Below are 16,218 nucleotides of genomic sequence, written 5' to 3'. Positions count from 1 at the left end.
CGTCCCATCCTCTTCCCGGGAGGCACCCCGTGACCGACCCCGTCAGCTCCGCTCCCGCCGCCTACGGCGTCCACTCCGAGGTGGGCCGGTTGCGCAAGGTCCTCGTCTGCGCGCCGGGGCTCGCGCACCGCAGGCTGACCCCGACCAACGCGGACGACCTGCTGTTCGACGACGTGATGTGGGTGGAGAACGCCCAGCGCGACCACGCCGACTTCGTCAACAAGCTGCGCGGGCGCGGCGTCGAGGTCGTCGAGCTGCACGAGCTGCTCGCGGAGACGATGGCGATCCCGGAGGCGAAGTCCTGGCTCCTGGACCGGAAGATCGTGGCGAATCAGGTCGGGCTCGGCCTGATCGACGACACTCGCGCGTTCCTGGAGGGCCTCGATCACCGGCAGCTCGCCGAGTACCTCATCGGCGGGCTCGCCACCACCGACCTGCCCGACGACTACCGCTCCCCGTACGTGAACCTGGCGCGCGAAACCACGGGCGTGCGCGAGTACTTGATGCCGCCGCTACCCAACACCCTCTACACCCGAGACACCACCTGCTGGCTGTACGGCGGCCTCACCCTCAATCCGCTGTACTGGCCCGCGCGGCACGACGAGACGCTGCTGATGAAAGCGGTCTACCAGTTCCACCCGGACTTCGCGGGCTCGACCGTGTGGTGGGGTGATCCCGAACGGGACTGGGGGCAGGCGAGCTTCGAGGGCGGCGACATCATGCCCGTCGGCAAGGGCGTCGTCCTGATGGGCATGAGCGAGCGCACCTCCCGGCAGGCCATCACACAGGTCGCGGCCTCCCTCTTCGAGCGCGGCGCCGCCGAGCACGTCATCGTCGCCGGGATGCCGAAGCTGCGCTCCGCGATGCACCTGGACACCGTCTTCACCTTCGCCGACCGCGACATCGTCACCCTCTACCCGAAGATCATGGACGCGGTGCACACGTTCTCGCTGCGCCCCAGCGACAAGGCACCCGGCCTGGAGATCACCGACGAGCGCTCGGCCGCGTTCACCGACGTCGTCGCGAAGGCCCTCGGCATCGGCGACCTCCAGGTCATCGAGACGGGCGGCGACGTGTACGCGTCCGAGCGCCAGCAGTGGGACAGCGGCAACAACGCGGTGGCCCTCGAACCCGGCGTGGTCTTCACCTACGACCGCAACACCCAGACGAACACGCTGCTGCGCAAGGCGGGTGTCGAGGTCATCACCATCGTCGGCGCCGAACTCGGCCGGGGGCGCGGCGGCGGCCACTGCATGACCTGCCCCATCATCCGGGACCCGCTCCACTATTGAGGCGGCCCCCGGACAGGTACCTTCGAGGGCATGGAGAAGGTCACGCTCCATCCGCTGCTCCGCGTGGTGGCCCTCGTCGTGGCCACTCTCGCCACACTGACCGTGTGCGTCACGGCCACCGTCCGCGGCACGCTGCTCGACCCCGGCTTCCACGCCGCCGTCCTCGACGAGCAGCACGCCTACGACCGGCTCTACAACGAGGTCCTGGTCGACCCGAAGGCGTCCCCGGTCACCCGCGATCTGCTGGCCCGGCTCGCGGTGCCGGAGGCCCAGATCACCTCCAACCTGAAGCTGGTGCTGCCGCCCGACACGCTGCGCGACCTGACCCGGCAGCAGGTCGACGCGGTGGTCGGCTATCTGAACGGCGACCGTGAGGACCTGCGCCTCGTCGTCGACCTGCGCCCGGTCCTCGCCAACCTCGGCGACCTGGCGCACACCTATTTCGGGGATCTTGTCGCGGGCGTCCAGAACCGCTCCGAGCCCGACTTCGAGCGGTTCCGGTCGACGCTCGCCGACGAGGCGCGCGAGCTCGCCGCCGGGCGTGCGCCCGACGACCTGCCGCGGCTGCCGCTGACACCGGACCAGGCGAGCCGCGTCACCGACGCCCTGCTCGCCCTCGTACCGGCCGGGGAGCGCAAGGACCTGCGCCCGGAGGTCGAGACGGCGCTCGCGGAGGGAGACGTCGGCACCGCGCTCGCCGCAGTCGCCCCGGCCACCGTCACGGACCGCGTCCAGAGCGCGACGGCCCAGCTCCGCACGCTCGTCGACGGCGGCACCTGGGACCTGACGGACACCCTCGAGGCCTCCGGCAACGACCTGTCCGGTCTGCACGACGCGCGCCCGTACACGGCGGTCGGCCTCGGAGTGCTCGAAATCGTGGCGGCGGCGCTCCTGTTGGTGTCCCTTGCGGCGCTGTGGCTGCTCGCTCCGCGGCAGCCGGGGCGCCGACTGGTCCTGCTCGGGATTCCGCTCCTGGCCGGCGGGGTGCTCGCCGGGCTGGCCGCCTGGGTGACGCGCCTGGTCACCGACGGGCGGATCGTCGCGCCTCCCGACTCGTGGCCGCCGAGCCTGACCCGCCTCGTCGACGACGTGCAGCGCGCCGCGGTCGGTCACCTCACCGGCACCGCGCTGTGGGCCGCGCTCGTGCCCGTGCTCGCCGGGGCGCTTCTCGCCGGTGTCGGCCTGCTCATGCGGACCGGGCTCGCCGGCCGGGTTCCGCGGGTGGCGCGGGAGCGGCTCGGGTCGCCGCGGCGGACGGTCGGCCTGGGGTTCGGGGCGGCGTGCGTGGCGGTCGCGGGGATGGTCCTGATGCCGCTGGCCGCGTCACCCGCGGCGGCCCGCGAGTGCGAGGGCAGCACCGAACTGTGCGACCGCCCCTACGACGAGGCCACGTACCTGACCGCGCACAACGCGATGTCGACGACCGCCGACCACTTCATCGGGCCGCTCCAGGACCCGCGTATCAGCACGCAGTTGGACCACGGGGCGCGCGCCCTGCAGCTGGACACCTACCGCTGGGAACGGCCCGAGGAGATCGCCGAGCGTCTCGACGAATCCGACTTCACGGCCGAGCAGCGGGCGCTGGTGAGGTCCGCGGTCAACCGGATCAATCCACCGCGCAAGGGGCTGTGGCTGTGCCATTCGGTGTGCCGGGCCGGGGCGATCTCCCTGGTGCCGGTGTTGCGCGAGATCGGCGACTGGATGAAGGACCACCCGAATGAGGTGGTCAGCCTGATCATCCAGGACGCCATCTCCGCAGAGGACACCCAAAAGGCCTTCCACCAGGCCGGTTTGGACGAGCTGGTCCGCCGGCCGGACGCCGATCCGGCGAAGCCGTGGCCGACGCTCGGCGAGATGATCGACAGCGGCCGGCGTCTGGTCGTGTTCGCCGAGAAGGCGGACGGCCCGGCCCCCTGGTACCGCAACTTCTACCGCTACGGCATGGAGACCCCGTTCACTTTCCGCTCCCCTGACCAGATGAGCTGCGTCCCGCACCGCGGCGGCGACGACAAGCGGCTGTTCCTCCTCAACCACTTCATCACCAACAACGGCGGCAGCCGCATCGACGCGGGCGAGGTCAACGCCCGCCGCTACGTCCTCGACCGGGCACACCGCTGCGAACGCGCACGCGGCAGGCCGGTCAACTTCGTGGCGGTCGACTACGCGACGATCGGGGACGCGCAGGGGGCGGTGGACGCGCTCAACGAGGGCCGCTGAGCGACGACTACCGGGCCTCCTGGCGAGGGGGACCGCCCCGCGTGATAGTTTCGCCGAGCCAGTCGTACCTTTGTGTGTTTTTCTACGCACACGGGTCAGGGAATCCGGTGGGAAGCCGGAACTGACGCGCAGCGGTGAGGGTGACGGGCGGAGCCACTGCCACTGGGCCGGCACATCGGTCTGGGAAGGCGCTTCGCGCGGACGACCCCGAGTCCGAAGACCTGCTGGCGGCCTCCAGTGCCGCGTGGCGTGGAGGCGGACCATAGGCCGGCTCCGCGTATGAGCCCTGGACGCGAAGGAACCTCCGTGCTGTTCGCACGTCAACTCCGCCGATGTGCCCCGCTGTTGGCGGGCGCTCTGCTGCTCTCCGGGTGCGGCACGACCGCCGCCGTCGAGGACGGTGCCGCCGGTGGCGGCGGTGTCACGCTCGACAATTGCGGCCAGAAGGTGCGGGTCACGCATGCCCCGCGCCGCGCCGTCGCCCTCGATCAGGGGTCCGCCGAGATCATGCTCTCGCTCGGCCTCGAGGACCGGATGGTCGGCACCGGCACCTGGACCGACCCGGTACCCAAGGAGCTGGCGAAGGCCAATGCGAAGGTGCCGCGCCTCGCCGACCGCTACCCGTCGCTCGAGAAGGTCCTCGGCACCGAACCGGACTTCGCCGCGGCCTCGTTCACGTACACCCTCGGCAAGGGCGGTGTGGCGCCGCGCGCGGAGTTCGAGAAGCTCGGCGTGCCCACGTACCTTTCCCCCAGCGACTGCGTGGGCAAGGACAACGGCGACGGGGACGGGGTACGGACCAAGACTCTGGGGCTCGACGTCGTGTACGGGGAGATTCGCGATCTGGCGCGCGTCTTCGATGTCGAGGAGCGCGGCGAGAAGCTCATCGGCACGCTCAAGTCCCGGGTGCGGAAGGCCACTTCCGGGATCGACGCGCATGGAGTGGACGTCCTGTACTGGTTCGCCAACTCCGACTCGCCCTATATGGCGGGCTGTTGCGGCGCCCCCGGCGTCGTCACCAAGGAGCTCGGGGCGCGCAACGTCTTCGACGACACGCACGCGGAGTGGCCACAGGTCAACTGGGAGACGGTCGCGGACCGCGATCCGGACGTGCTGGTCATCGGCGATCTGACGCGCCGCTCGCAGTCGGCCGAGTCGGCCGCGCAGAAGATCAAGTTCCTGGAGTCCGACCCCGTCACCAAGCACATGACCGCCGTGAAGAAGAAGCGGTACGTGCGGCTGAGCGGGCAGGCGATGAACCCGACCATCCGGACGGTCGACGGCGTGGAGCGGGTGGCCGCGGGGCTGCGCGAGTTCGGCCTCACGCGGTGACGGCTCGCACGGTCGCGGCCCCCGCGGTCACGGCGGCGCAGCCGAAGGCCTCGCCCCGGATCACCCTTCGCGCCACGCTCGCCTGGGCGGCCGGCATCGCCGCGCTGTGCGCCTCGGTCGCCTTCGCCATCACCCTCGGGCCCGCGCGGATTCAGGTCGGCGACGTGTGGGCGGCGGTGGGCGACCGGATGGGCCTCGCGACCTCGGACCTCTCGCCGATCCGGGACGGCATCGTATGGAATCTACGGCTGCCGCGGACGCTGCTCGCGGCGGTGTGCGGGGCGGGGCTCGCGGTGTGCGGGACGGTGCTTCAGGCGCTGCTGCGCAATCCGCTGGCCGATCCGTTCGTACTCGGTGTCTCCTCGGGCGCGTCGACCGGAGCCGTACTCGTCGTCGTGCTCGGCCTTGGCGGGGGTGCCATCTCGGTGTCGGGCGGCGCGTTCGTCGGCGCCGTCTGCTCGTTCGCGCTGGTGCTGGTGTTGAGTCACACGCTGGGCGGCAGCACCGACCGTGTGGTGCTGTGCGGGGTCGCGGCGATGCAGCTGTTCTCGGCGCTGACCTCGTTCGTGGTACTGACGTCGGCGGACGCGGAGACGACGCGCGGCGTGCTGTTCTGGCTGCTCGGCTCGCTCAGCGGGGTCGGCTGGACCGAGGTGTGGATGTGCCTGGCCGTGCTCGCCGTGACGCTCGTGGTGTGTCTGGCGTACGGGCGCACCCTCGACGCGTTCGCCTTCGGCGCGGAGGCGGCTGCCACCCTCGGTGTCCGGGTGGCCCGCACCCGGATCGTGCTGCTGTGCGTGACGGCGCTGCTGACGGCGGCCCTGGTCAGCGCGGCGGGGGCGATCGGCTTCGTCGGCCTGGTGCTGCCGCACGCGGCGCGCGCCCTGGTGGGTCCGGGGCACACCCGGCTGCTGCCGGTGACGGCGCTCGCCGGGGCGGTGTTCCTGGTGTGGGTGGACACGGTGGCGCGGACGGTGCTCGAACCGCAGGAGGTTCCGGTGGGTGTGGTGACATCGCTGATCGGTGTACCGGCGTTCGTGCTGGTGCTGTACCGCGGGCGGGGTGTGCGGTGAGCCTTTCCCAGCAGGGGTTGCGTGCGGAGCGTGTGTCATGGTCGCCGGGCGGCCCGCTGGTACTCGACGGGGTGTCCGTGACGCCGGAGCCCGGCACCGTCACCGGCGTCCTCGGCCCCAACGGATCGGGCAAGTCGACGCTGCTCCGCCTGCTGTCCGGGGTGCTCGCCCCGGCCAGCGGCATCGTCACCCTCGACGGCGATCCGCTCGCCTCCGTGGGCCGCAGGCAGGCCGCGCGGCGCATCGCCATGGTGCAGCAACAGTCCGACGCCCAGGTCGAGTTGACCGTCGCCGACGTCGTGCGGCTCGGCCGGGTCCCGCACCGCCGCGCCTGGCAGCCCGCGTCGGCGGCGGACGAGGCGGCGGTCCGCGACGCCCTCGACCGCAGTGGCCTCGCCGACCGGGCGCACCGCTTGTGGCACACGCTGTCGGGGGGCGAACGCCAGCGGGTACAGATCGCCCGCGCCCTGGCGCAGGAACCGCGCGAGCTGCTGCTGGACGAGCCGACGAACCACCTCGACATCCAGCACCAGCTCGAACTCCTCGACCTCATCGGCACGCTGGGTATCACGTCCGTCGTCGCTCTGCACGACCTGAACCTCGCCGCCACCTACTGCGCGCGCGTCGTCGTGCTGTGCGAGGGCCGGGTCGTGGCGGCCGGTGAACCCGGCGACGTACTCACCGAGGGACTCATCGCCGACGTGTACGGGGTGCGCGCCGAGGTCACCCGCCCCGGCGCCCGCCCGCACATCCGCTATCTGGGCACCACTGCGACCGGCTGAGTCACTCGAAGCGCTCCGTGTCCCCCGCGCCGGCCCGTACGATCTCGGCCTCCCCGTCGGAGAAGTCGATGACCGTGGTGGGCACGGTGCCGCAGTCGCCGGAGTCCACGACGGCGTCCACCTGGTGGTCGAGGAGCTCCTTGATCTCCCAGCCCTGGGTGAGCGGCTCCTCCTCGCCGGGCAGCAGCAGTGTGCTGGACAGCAGCGGCTCGCCGAGCTCGGTCAGCAGGGCCTGCGTCACCACGTGGTCGGGGATGCGCACGCCGACGGTCTTCTTCTTCGGGTGCTGCAGCTGCCGCGGCACCTCACGCGTCGCGGGCAGGATGAAGGTGTAACTGCCGGGCGTGGCCGCCTTGATGGCACGGAACACGTCATTGTCGATGTGGACGAACTTCCCCAATTGGGCGAAATCCTGGCAGACCAGTGTGAAGTGGTGCCGGTCGTCGAGCTGCCGGATGGTGCGGATCCGGTCGACGCCCGCCCGATTGCCGAGCCGGCAGCCGAGCGCGTAGCAGGAGTCCGTGGGGTAGGCGACGAGCGCGCTGTCGCGGATACTGTCGGCGATCGCGGAGATGAGGCGCGCTTGCGGGTTTGCTGGATGCACGTCGTAGTACCTGGCCATTCGGCGAGCGTACGGGATCGGACGCGCCACGCCGGGGTACACGAAGGGCGAATCGGGCGCGTACGCGCGACAATCCCGACACCGGACCACCCTGCCCTGGCCCCCGCGCGCCCACGGACCCATACTGGTCGCGCCCCGATCACTCACAGAACGACTCCATGGCGAAGAAGAACTCAACTCCGACACCCGTCCCCGACACCGTGTGGCTCGCACGCGGACGCCACCTCGGGCCCGATCCCGAGCGCGACGTCCGGCGCAACCTCATCGCCCTCAAGGCGGCGGGCGTGCTCGACGACTTCCTCGACCTCGACTCCGAGGACGCGGCGCGCTCCACGGTGCTGCACCCGCGCGCGGAGGAGGCCGGGCCGGGACCCGGCGCCCGCCGGGTGTTCGAGGCGCGCTGGCGCGTGGCCGACAACGTCACCGTGCGCGGCCGGCTGACGACGTACGACCCCGACACCCGCACCAAGGACTCCGAAGGCGTCAGCTGGATCCTCGCCGCGGAGGCGGAGCGGCCCTGGGAGCTGGCCTGGCCGTCGCCCGCGCCGATGTTCTGGCCGGACAGCGAGCGGGTGCCGTGGGATCACGACACAGTGGCGGGGCTGCGCCTGCGGGCGCCGAACCACCTCCCCAAGGACGACGACGCCCTGCGCCGTCTCCTCAAGGACTGCTCGCGCTCCAGTTGGTACGTGCATGTCGTCATCCACGAGGCGATGACACCGGACGCCCAGGGGCAGCGGTCCATCACGCGGTTTCTGCCGCCGAGCCTGCAGCACCGGGTGATCGAGCACCGGGCGACGCCCGACCAGGCCCAGGTCGTGGACTTCGGGCTGCGCAAGGACTTCAAGGCCGGGATGCCCCGCGGCGGCGGCATCGTACTGCCGACCACACCGGCGCACCCGGACTATGCGGCGGACCGTTTCACCGTGCGCAGCGTGTTCCTCGACGGCAGCGAGCCGACCGAACTTGTCGACCGGATCCGGGAGTTCACCGCGTTCCCCCGACCGCTGACCGACGAGGCGGCGCAAGCCATCACGCGGCTGCGCGACGGCTGGCATCTGCTGACGCCCGACGAGGAGCTGACGCACGCGCAGGACATGGTCACGAAGTACGCCGAGGCGCTCGACGCGATGACCAAGTCCCGGGACAGCTACCGAGAGGCGGCCGAAGCGGCGCGGGCCGCGCTCGCGGAGGCGCCGCGCGGCGACGTCCCGACGCAGGCGCCGACGGACCCGGAGGCCAAGGACGCCTCCCCCTTCGGCACGCTCGGCAAGGCGTTCGGACGCTTCCGGGGGCCGAACAAGTAAGCACGGGCCCAACTGGCATTCAGGACCTGTGAGTCACGGAGACACGGCGCCCGCGCACGAGCGGGCGCCGGCCCGTCCCCTCACTCCTCCTCCGCCTCCTCCTCGGCGCCCGGGTCGGACATCCGCAGCGCGATCTCCTGCAGCAGTTCGCTGGATTGGACGTCGATCCGCCCCTCGTCGTGGACCTTGGCGAGCTGCGTGAAGAGGAACGCGAACGCCTCCACGAGCGACACGCTCGCCGGCATCAGCGCGGCGATGGCCAGTTCGGCCGCCTCCTCCGCGCTCGCCCCCGATGGGATCTCGACGGTCGGGAACACTTCCGACACGAGCCGCCCCAGTTGCGTCAGGTCGGTGTCGAGTGCCTCGCCGTCGCTGAGCCTGCGCACCATCTCGTGCGTCTCGGTGAGCACGCCGATGGCCCGCAGAATGATCTCCCTCTGTTCCATGTGCGGAGCTTATGCCGGGGCCCGCGTCGCGCGTGCAACGTGGTCGCAACGTCCCACCCCTTTGACTGGGTGTCATGACCGACGTCCCCCGCGTGGAGCTGACGGACGCGGCCGCCGAGCTGGTGCGGCGGCTGCGCGAGGCCCACGGCCCGCTGATGTTCCACCAGTCCGGCGGCTGCTGCGACGGCAGCGCGCCGATGTGCTTCCCGGCGGGCGAGTTCCGCACGGGAGCCTCCGACGTGCTGCTCGCCGATCTCGCGGTGCAGGGGGTGGCGGAGCCGGTCCCGTTCTGGATGTCCAAGAGCCAGTACGAGGTGTGGAGTCACACGCGGCTCATCGTCGACGTCGTCGAGGGACGCGGCAGCGGCTTCTCCCTCGAGGCACCGGAGGGCGTACGTTTCCTGATCCGCTCCCGGCTGGTCGGCGCCTAGGACCCTTCTGACGACGGTTCGCGCGCACGCCCCAGGAGACCGATCAGCTCGGTGAGCTGTCGATCGGTCAATCGAGCCAAAGGGCTCGCGGCGAGCGCGGCGTCGATGACCGCGCCCCGCACGCGGAGTCCCTCGGGCGTGAGAGCGACGAGTCGGGATCTCCGGTCATCGGGGTCGACGACGCGTTCGACGAAGCCGCGGTCGACGAGTTGCGTGGTGACGAAGCTCAGGTTCGGCGCGTTGCAGAACAACCGTTGAGCCATCGTCTTCATCGACGGCGCCTTCTCGTCGGGGTCGATGGCCCACAACGCCTGGGCCGTGGCCCCCGTGAGCCGGTACTCGGAGAGCGTGGCGTCGAGTCGGTCGTTCGTCTGTCCGACGAGCGACTGCATGGCCACCACCGCGGCCTCGAGAAGGCGTTGCTGCATGGGTTCACTCTAGCGGACTTGTTTCGAAACTCGAAGGACTATATGTTTCGAGTCTCGAAGCATCTTCGTTGCCGCCCAACCTCGGAGAGAGTCCACATGCACTCCTACTCAGGCACCACCGCCTTGATCACCGGAGCCTCGAAGGGCATCGGCAAGGCATACGCGAAGCAACTCGCCTCTCGCGGCGCCAACCTGGTTCTCGTCGCTCGCTCGACCGCCACCCTCGAGGCGCTCGCGTCCGAGTTGCGCGCCGACCACGGCACGCACGTCACCGTGCTGGCCGCGGACCTCTTCGACCGCGAGGCTCCGCAGACCATCGCGGACGCGCTCACCGAACGTCACCTCGACATCGACCTGCTGATCAACAATGCGGGCATGGGCGCCGTCGGCCCCTTCCTCACGCGCCCATACGGCCCGAACGTCGATTCGGTCGACCTCAACATCACCGCGCTGATGGGCCTCGCCCACGTCTTCGGGGCACGCATGCTGGAGCGCGGGCGCGGCGGGATCATCAACGTCGCCTCGATCGCCGGTTTTCAGCCGATGCCCTACCAGGCGAGCTACGCCGCGACCAAGGCGTTCGTCCTGTCGTTCACGGAGGCCCTCGCCGAAGAACTGCGCGGCAGCACCGTGCGTGTGATGGCCGTCCATCCCGGTCCTGTCGAAACCGGCTTCTTCGACGGCACCACCGCGACGCTGAACGCGAGGTCCGTGTCACCGGATCGCATCGCCGCCAGGTCGCTCGACGACTTCGCGCGCGGGCGGACGATCTCGTTCCCGGGCGAAGTGTCCGATCGTGCCATCGCCTTCGTCTCGCGACTGCTGAGCCGCAAACGCGTCGCACGTCTCACCGGCAACTTCAATCGCAGATTCGGCCACCACAAGGTCGCCGACCTCACCGCGCCGGCCGAGGCCTGACGCACGCCCTCGACGCGCGCCTCCGCGTCTGCTGAACTCCCCGCATGCAGACGAGAGTTGGCAAGCGAGGCAGAAGAGTCCTTGCGGTCCTCGGGGTCGCGTCGATGCTGGCCGGTGCCGCCCTGACGGGTGCGGCGCCGGCCGGCGCCACGTCGGGCGAGCGGGTCGCTCCCGGCGTCACGTACACGGAGTTCGACGTCCCCGCCGCGAAGGGCACCGCACACGCCCATGTCCTCACCGTCGATCTGACCGACCCGCGCGTGCGGGTCGACCTCCTGCACCCCGGCGCGGTCGGGGCCCGTGCCACCGTCTCCTCGATGTCCGACGCGGCCGGCGCCGTGGGCGGGGTCAACGGGGACTTCTTCAACATCACGGAGAGCCAGCACCCGGGCGTCGAGGTCACCGGCGCCTCCGTCGGACCGGCGACAGCGAGCGGGCACACTCTCAAGGCCGCCGTGCCGAACGGGCAGCGCTTCGGCCCGGCCCTGCCGCCGGGCACCTCCACCCGCGACGTCCTCGGTGTCGGCGTCGACCGGCGGGCCCGCCTCGACACCCTGGACCTCGACGGCTCGGTACGCACCCCCGACGACCGGCTGCCGCTGGGCGGGCTGAACCAGTACGCGCTGCCGGTCGGTTCGGTGGGGGCGTTCACGTCCGACTGGGGCAGCGTGTCGCAGGTGCGGGCCACCTGCGGCACGGACACCCAGCGGGCGGCTCCGTGCAGCACGGACACGTACGAGGTGACCGTGCGGCGCGGACGGGTCGTGTCGTCGGCGGACACGCCGGGCAGCGGGCCGATAGCGGCCGGTTCCACGGTCCTGGTGGGCAGGGAGGCCGGTGCGCAGTGGCTGCGCAAGCTGTCGCAGGGTGACCCGGTCGCGGTCCACCACCGGCTCGTCGCCGCGCGCTCGCACATCCCGTACCGCTTCGCGATCGGCGGCTATCCCGTGCTGCGCGACGGCGCGCCGCTGCCCGGCCTGGACGCGACGACGTCGGCGGTGCGCACTGCGGCGGGTATCGGGGACGGCGGCCATGAGCTGATCCTGCTGGCCCTGGACGGCGCCCCCGCCTACCGCACCGGCATGTCGATGACCGAAGTGGCCGAAGCGATGCGGTCCTTGGGCTCGGACGACGCGTTCAGCCTGGACGGCGGCGGTTCCTCGACCCTCGTGGCCCGCGCACCCGGCGCGCCCTCGGTGTCGGTCCGCAACCACCCCAGCGACCCGCCGGAGCGGGCGGTCGCGAACGGGATAGGGGTGTTCTCGGCCACGAAGTAGCGCCGCAGGAGAGTCACCACAGCGAGTCGCCCGGACGACGGAACCGAATCGTCCGGGCGACCGAGCGAGTTGACTGGTCGACTGGCTGGCTACGGGTTGAGGTTGCTGACCAGGGTGGCGGTGGAGTTGATGCCGTCGTGGATGGTCGGCGCGGCGTCCGTGCCCGCGAGCAGGAAGCCGAGCAGCAGGCAGACCAGCGCGTGCGAGAACTTCATGGCTCCGTTGCGCAGGAAGATCACCGCGACGATGAGCAGCAACACCACGACGGAAATGGACAGGGACATCGCCGAACCTCCTCCGCCACGTCAACGCCGTGGCTATCGGCCGCAAGTGTGACGCAGCGGAGGGCGCCGACCGGGGCATGACCTGTCCCCCGAACGGGTGTTAACCCGGGGTCACCGACCGGAAGGCTTGTCGTGGGTCACGTCGTGGGCCTCCAGGAACGCCCGCAGCCCCGCGAGGTCATCCGTGTTGAGGTGGTCGACATCCGCGGCGATCAATTCGGCCCAGACCGCATCCCGTTCGGGCCCGGCGACGTCGGGTGTCGCCCAGAAGCGGACGCGCTGGCCGCGCGCGTGGGCGGCGTCGACGATGCCGTGCAGCTTGTCGCGCTCGGCGGCCGGCATGGGCCCGCTCCCCAGCCACGTGAAGTTGTTGGCCCAGTTGTCGCTGATGAGCGGGACGAACGAGGCGGGCGCCGCGCTGCCGAGGTCGGTGAGGCGACCGTCGTAGAAGGCGCTGCGCCTGGCCTGCGCCTCCATCGGCGGGCGCGCGGCCCGGTCGCCGGAGATGACGACGGTGACGGCACCCTTGTGCACACGCCACCGGTCGTACCTGGTGAAGAGGCGGCCGTAGCGGCGCAGTTGGCGGTCGAGTTCCTGGTACGTCGCCGCGCCGTCGGTCTTGATGTCGACGAGGAGCTGCAGCGGGGTGCGCCATCCCCGGTACACCGAACCGCGGTTGGCCTTCACGCGGGCGGCGAGCGGGTCGAGGTAGAGGGAGGCCAGGGTGCGCGTGGGGTCGAGGTCGACGGGGTCGTGGGCGACGAGCAGGTCGCCGTTCACGAGGTAGATGTCGGCCTCTACGCTGTTGAACCGCTGGTCGAGCGCGTCGAACAGGGGCCGCGGGTGCTCGTAGTCGTTGTGGGCGTGAGCGCGCCGCAGGGGTGCGGGGCCGCGCTTGGGCTCGGATGCCTGCGCCAGGTTGGGCGTGGTGACACCGACGGCGAGCGCTGCGGCGAGGGTGCCGAGGGCTCTGCGGCGGGTGGTCGGGGCCATGTGTGCCTCCTGTGGTGGGCCGGTGGGACACGGCGAGTATGCGGGGCGCGGGTCATCAACCGGCAGAGGTGGGACGGGAGTTGGCGAGACCGGCACCCCCGGTTCACCGCGGGGCCATCACAACTCACTGGTCACGGGCCTGCGTGGCCTGCTCCAGGGACACCCACGACGGAAATCCGGCTAACTTTACGTCCGTCGTAAGTTTGCTACGAGGCCACAGCGGCCTCACAGAGGTGACCTGCCTTGCGGATCACCGCGTCCTCCGAGGGAGCGCACGATGTCGCCCGAGCCCACCAGCGTTCGCCCACTGCCCGCACACGACCGGGTGGTGGAACACGCGGTGTCCGACAGCGCGGCCGGCCCTTACGCGCTCACCACGGGCCCGGACGGCGCGTTGTGGTTCACCCTCGTCCACAGCGGCGAGATCGGCCGGCTCGTCCCCGGCGCCGAACCGACGCGTCACCGCCTCGACGACCCCGACTGCGGCCCGACCGTGATCACCCCGGGCCCCGACGGTGCCCTGTGGTTCACGGAGTACCGGGCGGACCGGATCGGGCGGATCACGGTGACCGGCGACGTCGCCGAATTCGAGGTACCCACGCCGAGCTGCGGGCCGTTCGGCATCGCGGCGGGCCCCGACGGGGCGCTGTGGTTCACCGAGACGGCGTCGGACCGTATCGGCCGCATCACGGTGGACGGTGACATCACCGAGTTCCCGCTCCCCCTGACCGGCGGCTTCGCCTCGGCGATCACGGCCGGGACCGACGGCGCGATGTGGTTCACCCTCAACCAGGCGAACGCCATCGGCCGGATCACCATGGACGGCACGGTCACGAACCATCCGCTGCCGACGGAGGCGGCGGCGCCCGTCGGCATCGCCGCGGGTGGCGACGGGGCGCTGTGGTTCGTCGAGATCGCCGCCGGTCAGATCGGCCGGATCACTCCGGACGGCGAGATCACCGAGTTCCCGCTGCCCGATCGCACGGCCCGCCCGCACGCCGTCACGGTCGACGCCGAGGGCACCGTGTGGTTCACCGAATGGGGCGCCAACCGCATCGGCACGCTCACCCCCGACGGCACCCTCACCGCCCACGCCCTCCCTACCCCGAACTCCGAACCCCACGGCATCGCGGTCGGCCCGGACGGCGCGGTGTGGACGGCGTTGGAGATCGGCGCGCTGGCCCGGATCGCCACCTCGTAGTGCGACCGGCGTCCGCCTACGCCCCCGCCAACTCCCCCCACTCGACCGTCCGGCCGCACCACCGCTCGAGGAGCACGCGGTCGTGTCCCACCGCCAGGAGGCCCGCTCCGGTGTCCCGGCGGTAGGCCTCCACCGCGGCCACCAGTGCGGCCGTGGTCGACGCGTCGAGCATGGCGGTCATCTCGTCGCAGATCAGCCAGCGGGGGCGCAGGGTGAGGGCGCGGGCGAGGCAGGCGCGTTGGAGTTGGCCGTCGCTGACCTCGTGGGGGCGGCGGGTCAGCAGGTCGGTGGACAGGCCCACAGTGTCGGCCAACTCCCGTACGCGGGCGGCGTGGTCGGCGCCGTTCGCGCGCAGGGGTTCGGCGATGAGGTCGGCGAGGCGCAGGCGCGGGTCGGCGGACAGGCGGGGTTGTTGGAAGACGACGCCGAACGCGGTGCGTTGGGCGCGTGGGGCGCGGTGGCGCCAGCCGTGGGCCGGTTCCCCGTCGATGACCACGCGGCCGGAGTCCGGGGCGTGCAGCAGCGCCGCGACGCGGGCGAGGGTCGACTTTCCGCAGCCGCTGGGGCCGAGGAGGCCGACGCTCTCGCCGGGCGACACGAACAGGGTCACGTCCCGGATCACCGGAGCGCGGCGGTCGTAGCCCGCCGTGATGGAGTGCAGTTCAAGCACGGGTGGCCTCCTGCTGGGCCGGTACCGGGTGGTGGCAGGCCACGCCGTCCGTCACCAACGGCAGCGTTGTGCACCGGTCGTCGGCGCCTGTGCAGCGCGGGGCGAACGCGCAGCCCTCACCCAGAGCGCCCAGTTCCGGCGGCATCCCGGGGATCGGCGTGAATTCGCGGTCGGGCAGCGCGTTGAGGAGGCCTCGGGCGTACGGGTGGCGGGGGCCGCGCGCCCCGAAGAAGGCGTCCGCGTCGGCCAGTTCGACGATGCGGCTCGCGTACATCACCGCCACCCGGTCCGCGATCCGTTCCGCCGCCGCGAGGTCGTGCGTGATCAGCAGCAGCGCCCGGTCGGTGCCGATGTGGCGGCGCAGCTCGTCGACGGTGCGCTCGACGAGGTCGCGGTCGAGGCCGGTGGTCGGTTCGTCGGCGAGCAGCAGGGGCGCTTCGCCGACCAACGCCAGCGCGGTCGCGGCGCGTTGCGCGAGTCCACCGGAGAGTTCGTGGGGGTAGCGGTCGAGGTGGTCGAGCGGGAAGGCGGCGCGTTCGGCGACCTGCCGGACGGCTTCCTCCAACCGAGGGCCGCGGCGCGGCGCACCCGTCAACTTCCGGAGTGTCTCGGCCAGTTGTGAGCGCACCGTGCGGACCGGGGTGAGGTGTGCGGCCGGGCTCTGCGGCACCAGTCCGATCCGGCGGCCGCGTACCGTGCGCGCGAGCGTCGGCTCGTCGGCCGTCATCAGGTCCAGGTCGCCGAGGCGCGCCGAGCCCGCCGTCTCGGCGTTCTGCGGCAGCAGGCCAAGGAGCGCGGACGCCAGGACCGATTTTCCGCAGCCGCTCTCGCCCACGAGGGCCAGGCACTCCCCCGCCCGGAGGCCGAAGGAGGCGTCGCTGACGGCCCGTACGTACGCGCCGTCGCGCATCCGGAACCGTACGGACAGCTCGTCCACCGAAAGCA

The 16,218-nt window shown here is 71.5% G+C and carries 17 protein-coding genes and 1 riboswitch; of the genes, 10 read left to right on the top strand and 7 right to left on the bottom strand.

Translation table 11 applies throughout. The annotated features are described in order from the left end of the window. The first annotated feature begins 29 nt into the window (after nucleotides 1–29). The 5 genes from ACWD2L_RS05220 to ACWD2L_RS05200 all read left to right on the top strand — a co-directional run bounded on the left by ACWD2L_RS05220 (nucleotide 30) and on the right by ACWD2L_RS05200 (nucleotide 6,696). A complete protein-coding gene (locus ACWD2L_RS05220; protein ID WP_351338005.1) occupies nucleotides 30–1,292 on the top strand; it encodes an arginine deiminase in 1,263 nt (420 codons plus the stop codon). A gap of 30 nt (nucleotides 1,293–1,322) precedes the next feature. Then, nucleotides 1,323–3,509 carry a hypothetical protein gene (locus ACWD2L_RS05215; protein ID WP_351338007.1) on the top strand — a complete coding sequence of 729 codons (2,187 nt, stop codon included), beginning with the start codon at nucleotides 1,323–1,325 and terminating at the stop codon, nucleotides 3,507–3,509. Between the two features lie 53 nt (nucleotides 3,510–3,562). Next, a riboswitch (cobalamin riboswitch) is annotated at nucleotides 3,563–3,752 on the top strand. Between the two features lie 36 nt (nucleotides 3,753–3,788). After that, nucleotides 3,789–4,841 carry an ABC transporter substrate-binding protein gene (locus tag ACWD2L_RS05210; protein WP_351338010.1) on the top strand — a complete coding sequence of 351 codons (1,053 nt, stop codon included), beginning with the start codon at nucleotides 3,789–3,791 and terminating at the stop codon, nucleotides 4,839–4,841. Nucleotides 4,842–4,900: 59 nt separating this feature from the next. Next, the gene (locus ACWD2L_RS05205; RefSeq protein ID WP_351338117.1) at nucleotides 4,901–5,914 is read left to right on the top strand and encodes a FecCD family ABC transporter permease; all 1,014 of its coding nucleotides are present in this window, start codon (nucleotides 4,901–4,903) and stop codon (nucleotides 5,912–5,914) included. Then, the gene (locus tag ACWD2L_RS05200) at nucleotides 5,911–6,696 is read left to right on the top strand and encodes an ABC transporter ATP-binding protein (protein ID WP_351338013.1); all 786 of its coding nucleotides are present in this window, start codon (nucleotides 5,911–5,913) and stop codon (nucleotides 6,694–6,696) included. Before ACWD2L_RS05205 ends, ACWD2L_RS05200 begins: the two co-directional genes overlap by 4 nt. 1 nt (nucleotide 6,697) lies before the next feature. Here ACWD2L_RS05200 and ACWD2L_RS05195 read toward each other — a convergent pair whose 3' ends face one another. Further along, the gene (locus ACWD2L_RS05195; protein ID WP_351338015.1) at nucleotides 6,698–7,318 is read right to left on the bottom strand and encodes an L-threonylcarbamoyladenylate synthase; all 621 of its coding nucleotides are present in this window, start codon (nucleotides 7,316–7,318) and stop codon (nucleotides 6,698–6,700) included. A gap of 158 nt (nucleotides 7,319–7,476) precedes the next feature. Here ACWD2L_RS05195 and ACWD2L_RS05190 point away from each other — a divergent pair, with 158 nt between their 5' ends. Continuing rightward, nucleotides 7,477–8,625: a hypothetical protein gene (locus ACWD2L_RS05190; RefSeq protein WP_351338018.1), complete on the top strand. Its 1,149-nt coding sequence runs from the start codon at nucleotides 7,477–7,479 to the stop codon at nucleotides 8,623–8,625. 80 nt (nucleotides 8,626–8,705) lie between these two features. Here the strand turns inward: ACWD2L_RS05190 and ACWD2L_RS05185 are convergent, their stop codons facing one another. Further along, nucleotides 8,706–9,071 carry a hypothetical protein gene (locus tag ACWD2L_RS05185; RefSeq protein ID WP_351338021.1) on the bottom strand — a complete coding sequence of 122 codons (366 nt, stop codon included), beginning with the start codon at nucleotides 9,069–9,071 and terminating at the stop codon, nucleotides 8,706–8,708. A 74-nt stretch (nucleotides 9,072–9,145) separates the two neighbouring features. Between ACWD2L_RS05185 and ACWD2L_RS05180 the strand changes: the two genes are divergently transcribed. Then, nucleotides 9,146–9,502, top strand: coding sequence for a DUF779 domain-containing protein (locus tag ACWD2L_RS05180; protein WP_351338024.1), 357 nt, complete (start codon nucleotides 9,146–9,148; stop codon nucleotides 9,500–9,502). Here the strand turns inward: ACWD2L_RS05180 and ACWD2L_RS05175 are convergent. After that, nucleotides 9,499–9,930 (bottom strand): MarR family winged helix-turn-helix transcriptional regulator, encoded by a 432-nt coding sequence (locus ACWD2L_RS05175; RefSeq protein WP_351338027.1) that lies wholly within the window; start codon nucleotides 9,928–9,930, stop codon nucleotides 9,499–9,501. The two genes, ACWD2L_RS05180 and ACWD2L_RS05175, sit on opposite strands and share 4 nt — an antisense overlap. A 96-nt stretch (nucleotides 9,931–10,026) precedes the next feature. Here ACWD2L_RS05175 and ACWD2L_RS05170 point away from each other — a divergent pair, with 96 nt between their 5' ends. Together ACWD2L_RS05170 and ACWD2L_RS05165 are read left to right on the top strand one after the other, a co-directional pair. Beyond that, nucleotides 10,027–10,848 (top strand): SDR family NAD(P)-dependent oxidoreductase, encoded by an 822-nt coding sequence (locus ACWD2L_RS05170; protein WP_351338030.1) that lies wholly within the window; start codon nucleotides 10,027–10,029, stop codon nucleotides 10,846–10,848. Nucleotides 10,849–10,892: 44 nt separating this feature from the next. After that, nucleotides 10,893–12,125: a phosphodiester glycosidase family protein gene (locus ACWD2L_RS05165; RefSeq protein WP_451187237.1), complete on the top strand. Its 1,233-nt coding sequence runs from the start codon at nucleotides 10,893–10,895 to the stop codon at nucleotides 12,123–12,125. Nucleotides 12,126–12,214: 89 nt separating this feature from the next. Here ACWD2L_RS05165 and ACWD2L_RS05160 read toward each other — a convergent pair whose 3' ends face one another. Together ACWD2L_RS05160 and ACWD2L_RS05155 are read right to left on the bottom strand one after the other, a co-directional pair. Further along, nucleotides 12,215–12,409 (bottom strand): hypothetical protein, encoded by a 195-nt coding sequence (locus ACWD2L_RS05160; RefSeq protein ID WP_351338033.1) that lies wholly within the window; start codon nucleotides 12,407–12,409, stop codon nucleotides 12,215–12,217. A 111-nt stretch (nucleotides 12,410–12,520) separates the two neighbouring features. Further along, nucleotides 12,521–13,402, bottom strand: a complete 882-nt coding sequence (locus ACWD2L_RS05155; RefSeq protein WP_351338036.1) for a phosphatidylinositol-specific phospholipase C/glycerophosphodiester phosphodiesterase family protein — start codon at nucleotides 13,400–13,402, stop codon at nucleotides 12,521–12,523. A gap of 277 nt (nucleotides 13,403–13,679) precedes the next feature. On the opposite strand from ACWD2L_RS05155, the gene ACWD2L_RS05150 reads away from it, so the two are divergent. Beyond that, a complete protein-coding gene (locus ACWD2L_RS05150) occupies nucleotides 13,680–14,603 on the top strand; it encodes a Vgb family protein (protein ID WP_351338038.1) in 924 nt (307 codons plus the stop codon). A 16-nt stretch (nucleotides 14,604–14,619) separates the two neighbouring features. Here ACWD2L_RS05150 and ACWD2L_RS05145 read toward each other — a convergent pair whose 3' ends face one another. Continuing rightward, nucleotides 14,620–15,273, bottom strand: coding sequence for an ABC transporter ATP-binding protein (locus ACWD2L_RS05145; protein ID WP_351338039.1), 654 nt, complete (start codon nucleotides 15,271–15,273; stop codon nucleotides 14,620–14,622). Next, nucleotides 15,266–16,183: an ABC transporter ATP-binding protein gene (locus ACWD2L_RS05140; RefSeq protein ID WP_351338122.1), complete on the bottom strand. Its 918-nt coding sequence runs from the start codon at nucleotides 16,181–16,183 to the stop codon at nucleotides 15,266–15,268. Before ACWD2L_RS05140 ends, ACWD2L_RS05145 begins: the two co-directional genes overlap by 8 nt. Between the last annotated feature and the right edge of the window lie 35 nt (nucleotides 16,184–16,218).

The sequence above is a fragment of the Streptomyces sp. NPDC002754 genome (genome assembly GCF_053592315.1).
This window is presented reverse-complemented; position numbering and strand designations above follow the sequence as displayed.

Coding starts and splice junctions, on each gene's coding strand:
- ACWD2L_RS05195 (WP_351338015.1), bottom strand. CDS start 7,318: ATGGCCAGGTACTACGACGTGCATCCAGCAAACCCGCAAGCGCGCCTC.
- ACWD2L_RS05155 (WP_351338036.1), bottom strand. CDS start 13,402: ATGGCCCCGACCACCCGCCGCAGAGCCCTCGGCACCCTCGCCGCAGCG.
- ACWD2L_RS05180 (WP_351338024.1), top strand. CDS start 9,146: ATGACCGACGTCCCCCGCGTGGAGCTGACGGACGCGGCCGCCGAGCTG.
- ACWD2L_RS05160 (WP_351338033.1), bottom strand. CDS start 12,409: ATGTCCCTGTCCATTTCCGTCGTGGTGTTGCTGCTCATCGTCGCGGTG.
- ACWD2L_RS05185 (WP_351338021.1), bottom strand. CDS start 9,071: ATGGAACAGAGGGAGATCATTCTGCGGGCCATCGGCGTGCTCACCGAG.
- ACWD2L_RS05190 (WP_351338018.1), top strand. CDS start 7,477: ATGGCGAAGAAGAACTCAACTCCGACACCCGTCCCCGACACCGTGTGG.
- ACWD2L_RS05140 (WP_351338122.1), bottom strand. CDS start 16,183: ATGCGCGACGGCGCGTACGTACGGGCCGTCAGCGACGCCTCCTTCGGC.
- ACWD2L_RS05175 (WP_351338027.1), bottom strand. CDS start 9,930: ATGCAGCAACGCCTTCTCGAGGCCGCGGTGGTGGCCATGCAGTCGCTC.
- ACWD2L_RS05165 (WP_451187237.1), top strand. CDS start 10,893: ATGCAGACGAGAGTTGGCAAGCGAGGCAGAAGAGTCCTTGCGGTCCTC.
- ACWD2L_RS05215 (WP_351338007.1), top strand. CDS start 1,323: ATGGAGAAGGTCACGCTCCATCCGCTGCTCCGCGTGGTGGCCCTCGTC.
- ACWD2L_RS05170 (WP_351338030.1), top strand. CDS start 10,027: ATGCACTCCTACTCAGGCACCACCGCCTTGATCACCGGAGCCTCGAAG.
- ACWD2L_RS05210 (WP_351338010.1), top strand. CDS start 3,789: ATGAGCCCTGGACGCGAAGGAACCTCCGTGCTGTTCGCACGTCAACTC.
- ACWD2L_RS05150 (WP_351338038.1), top strand. CDS start 13,680: ATGTCGCCCGAGCCCACCAGCGTTCGCCCACTGCCCGCACACGACCGG.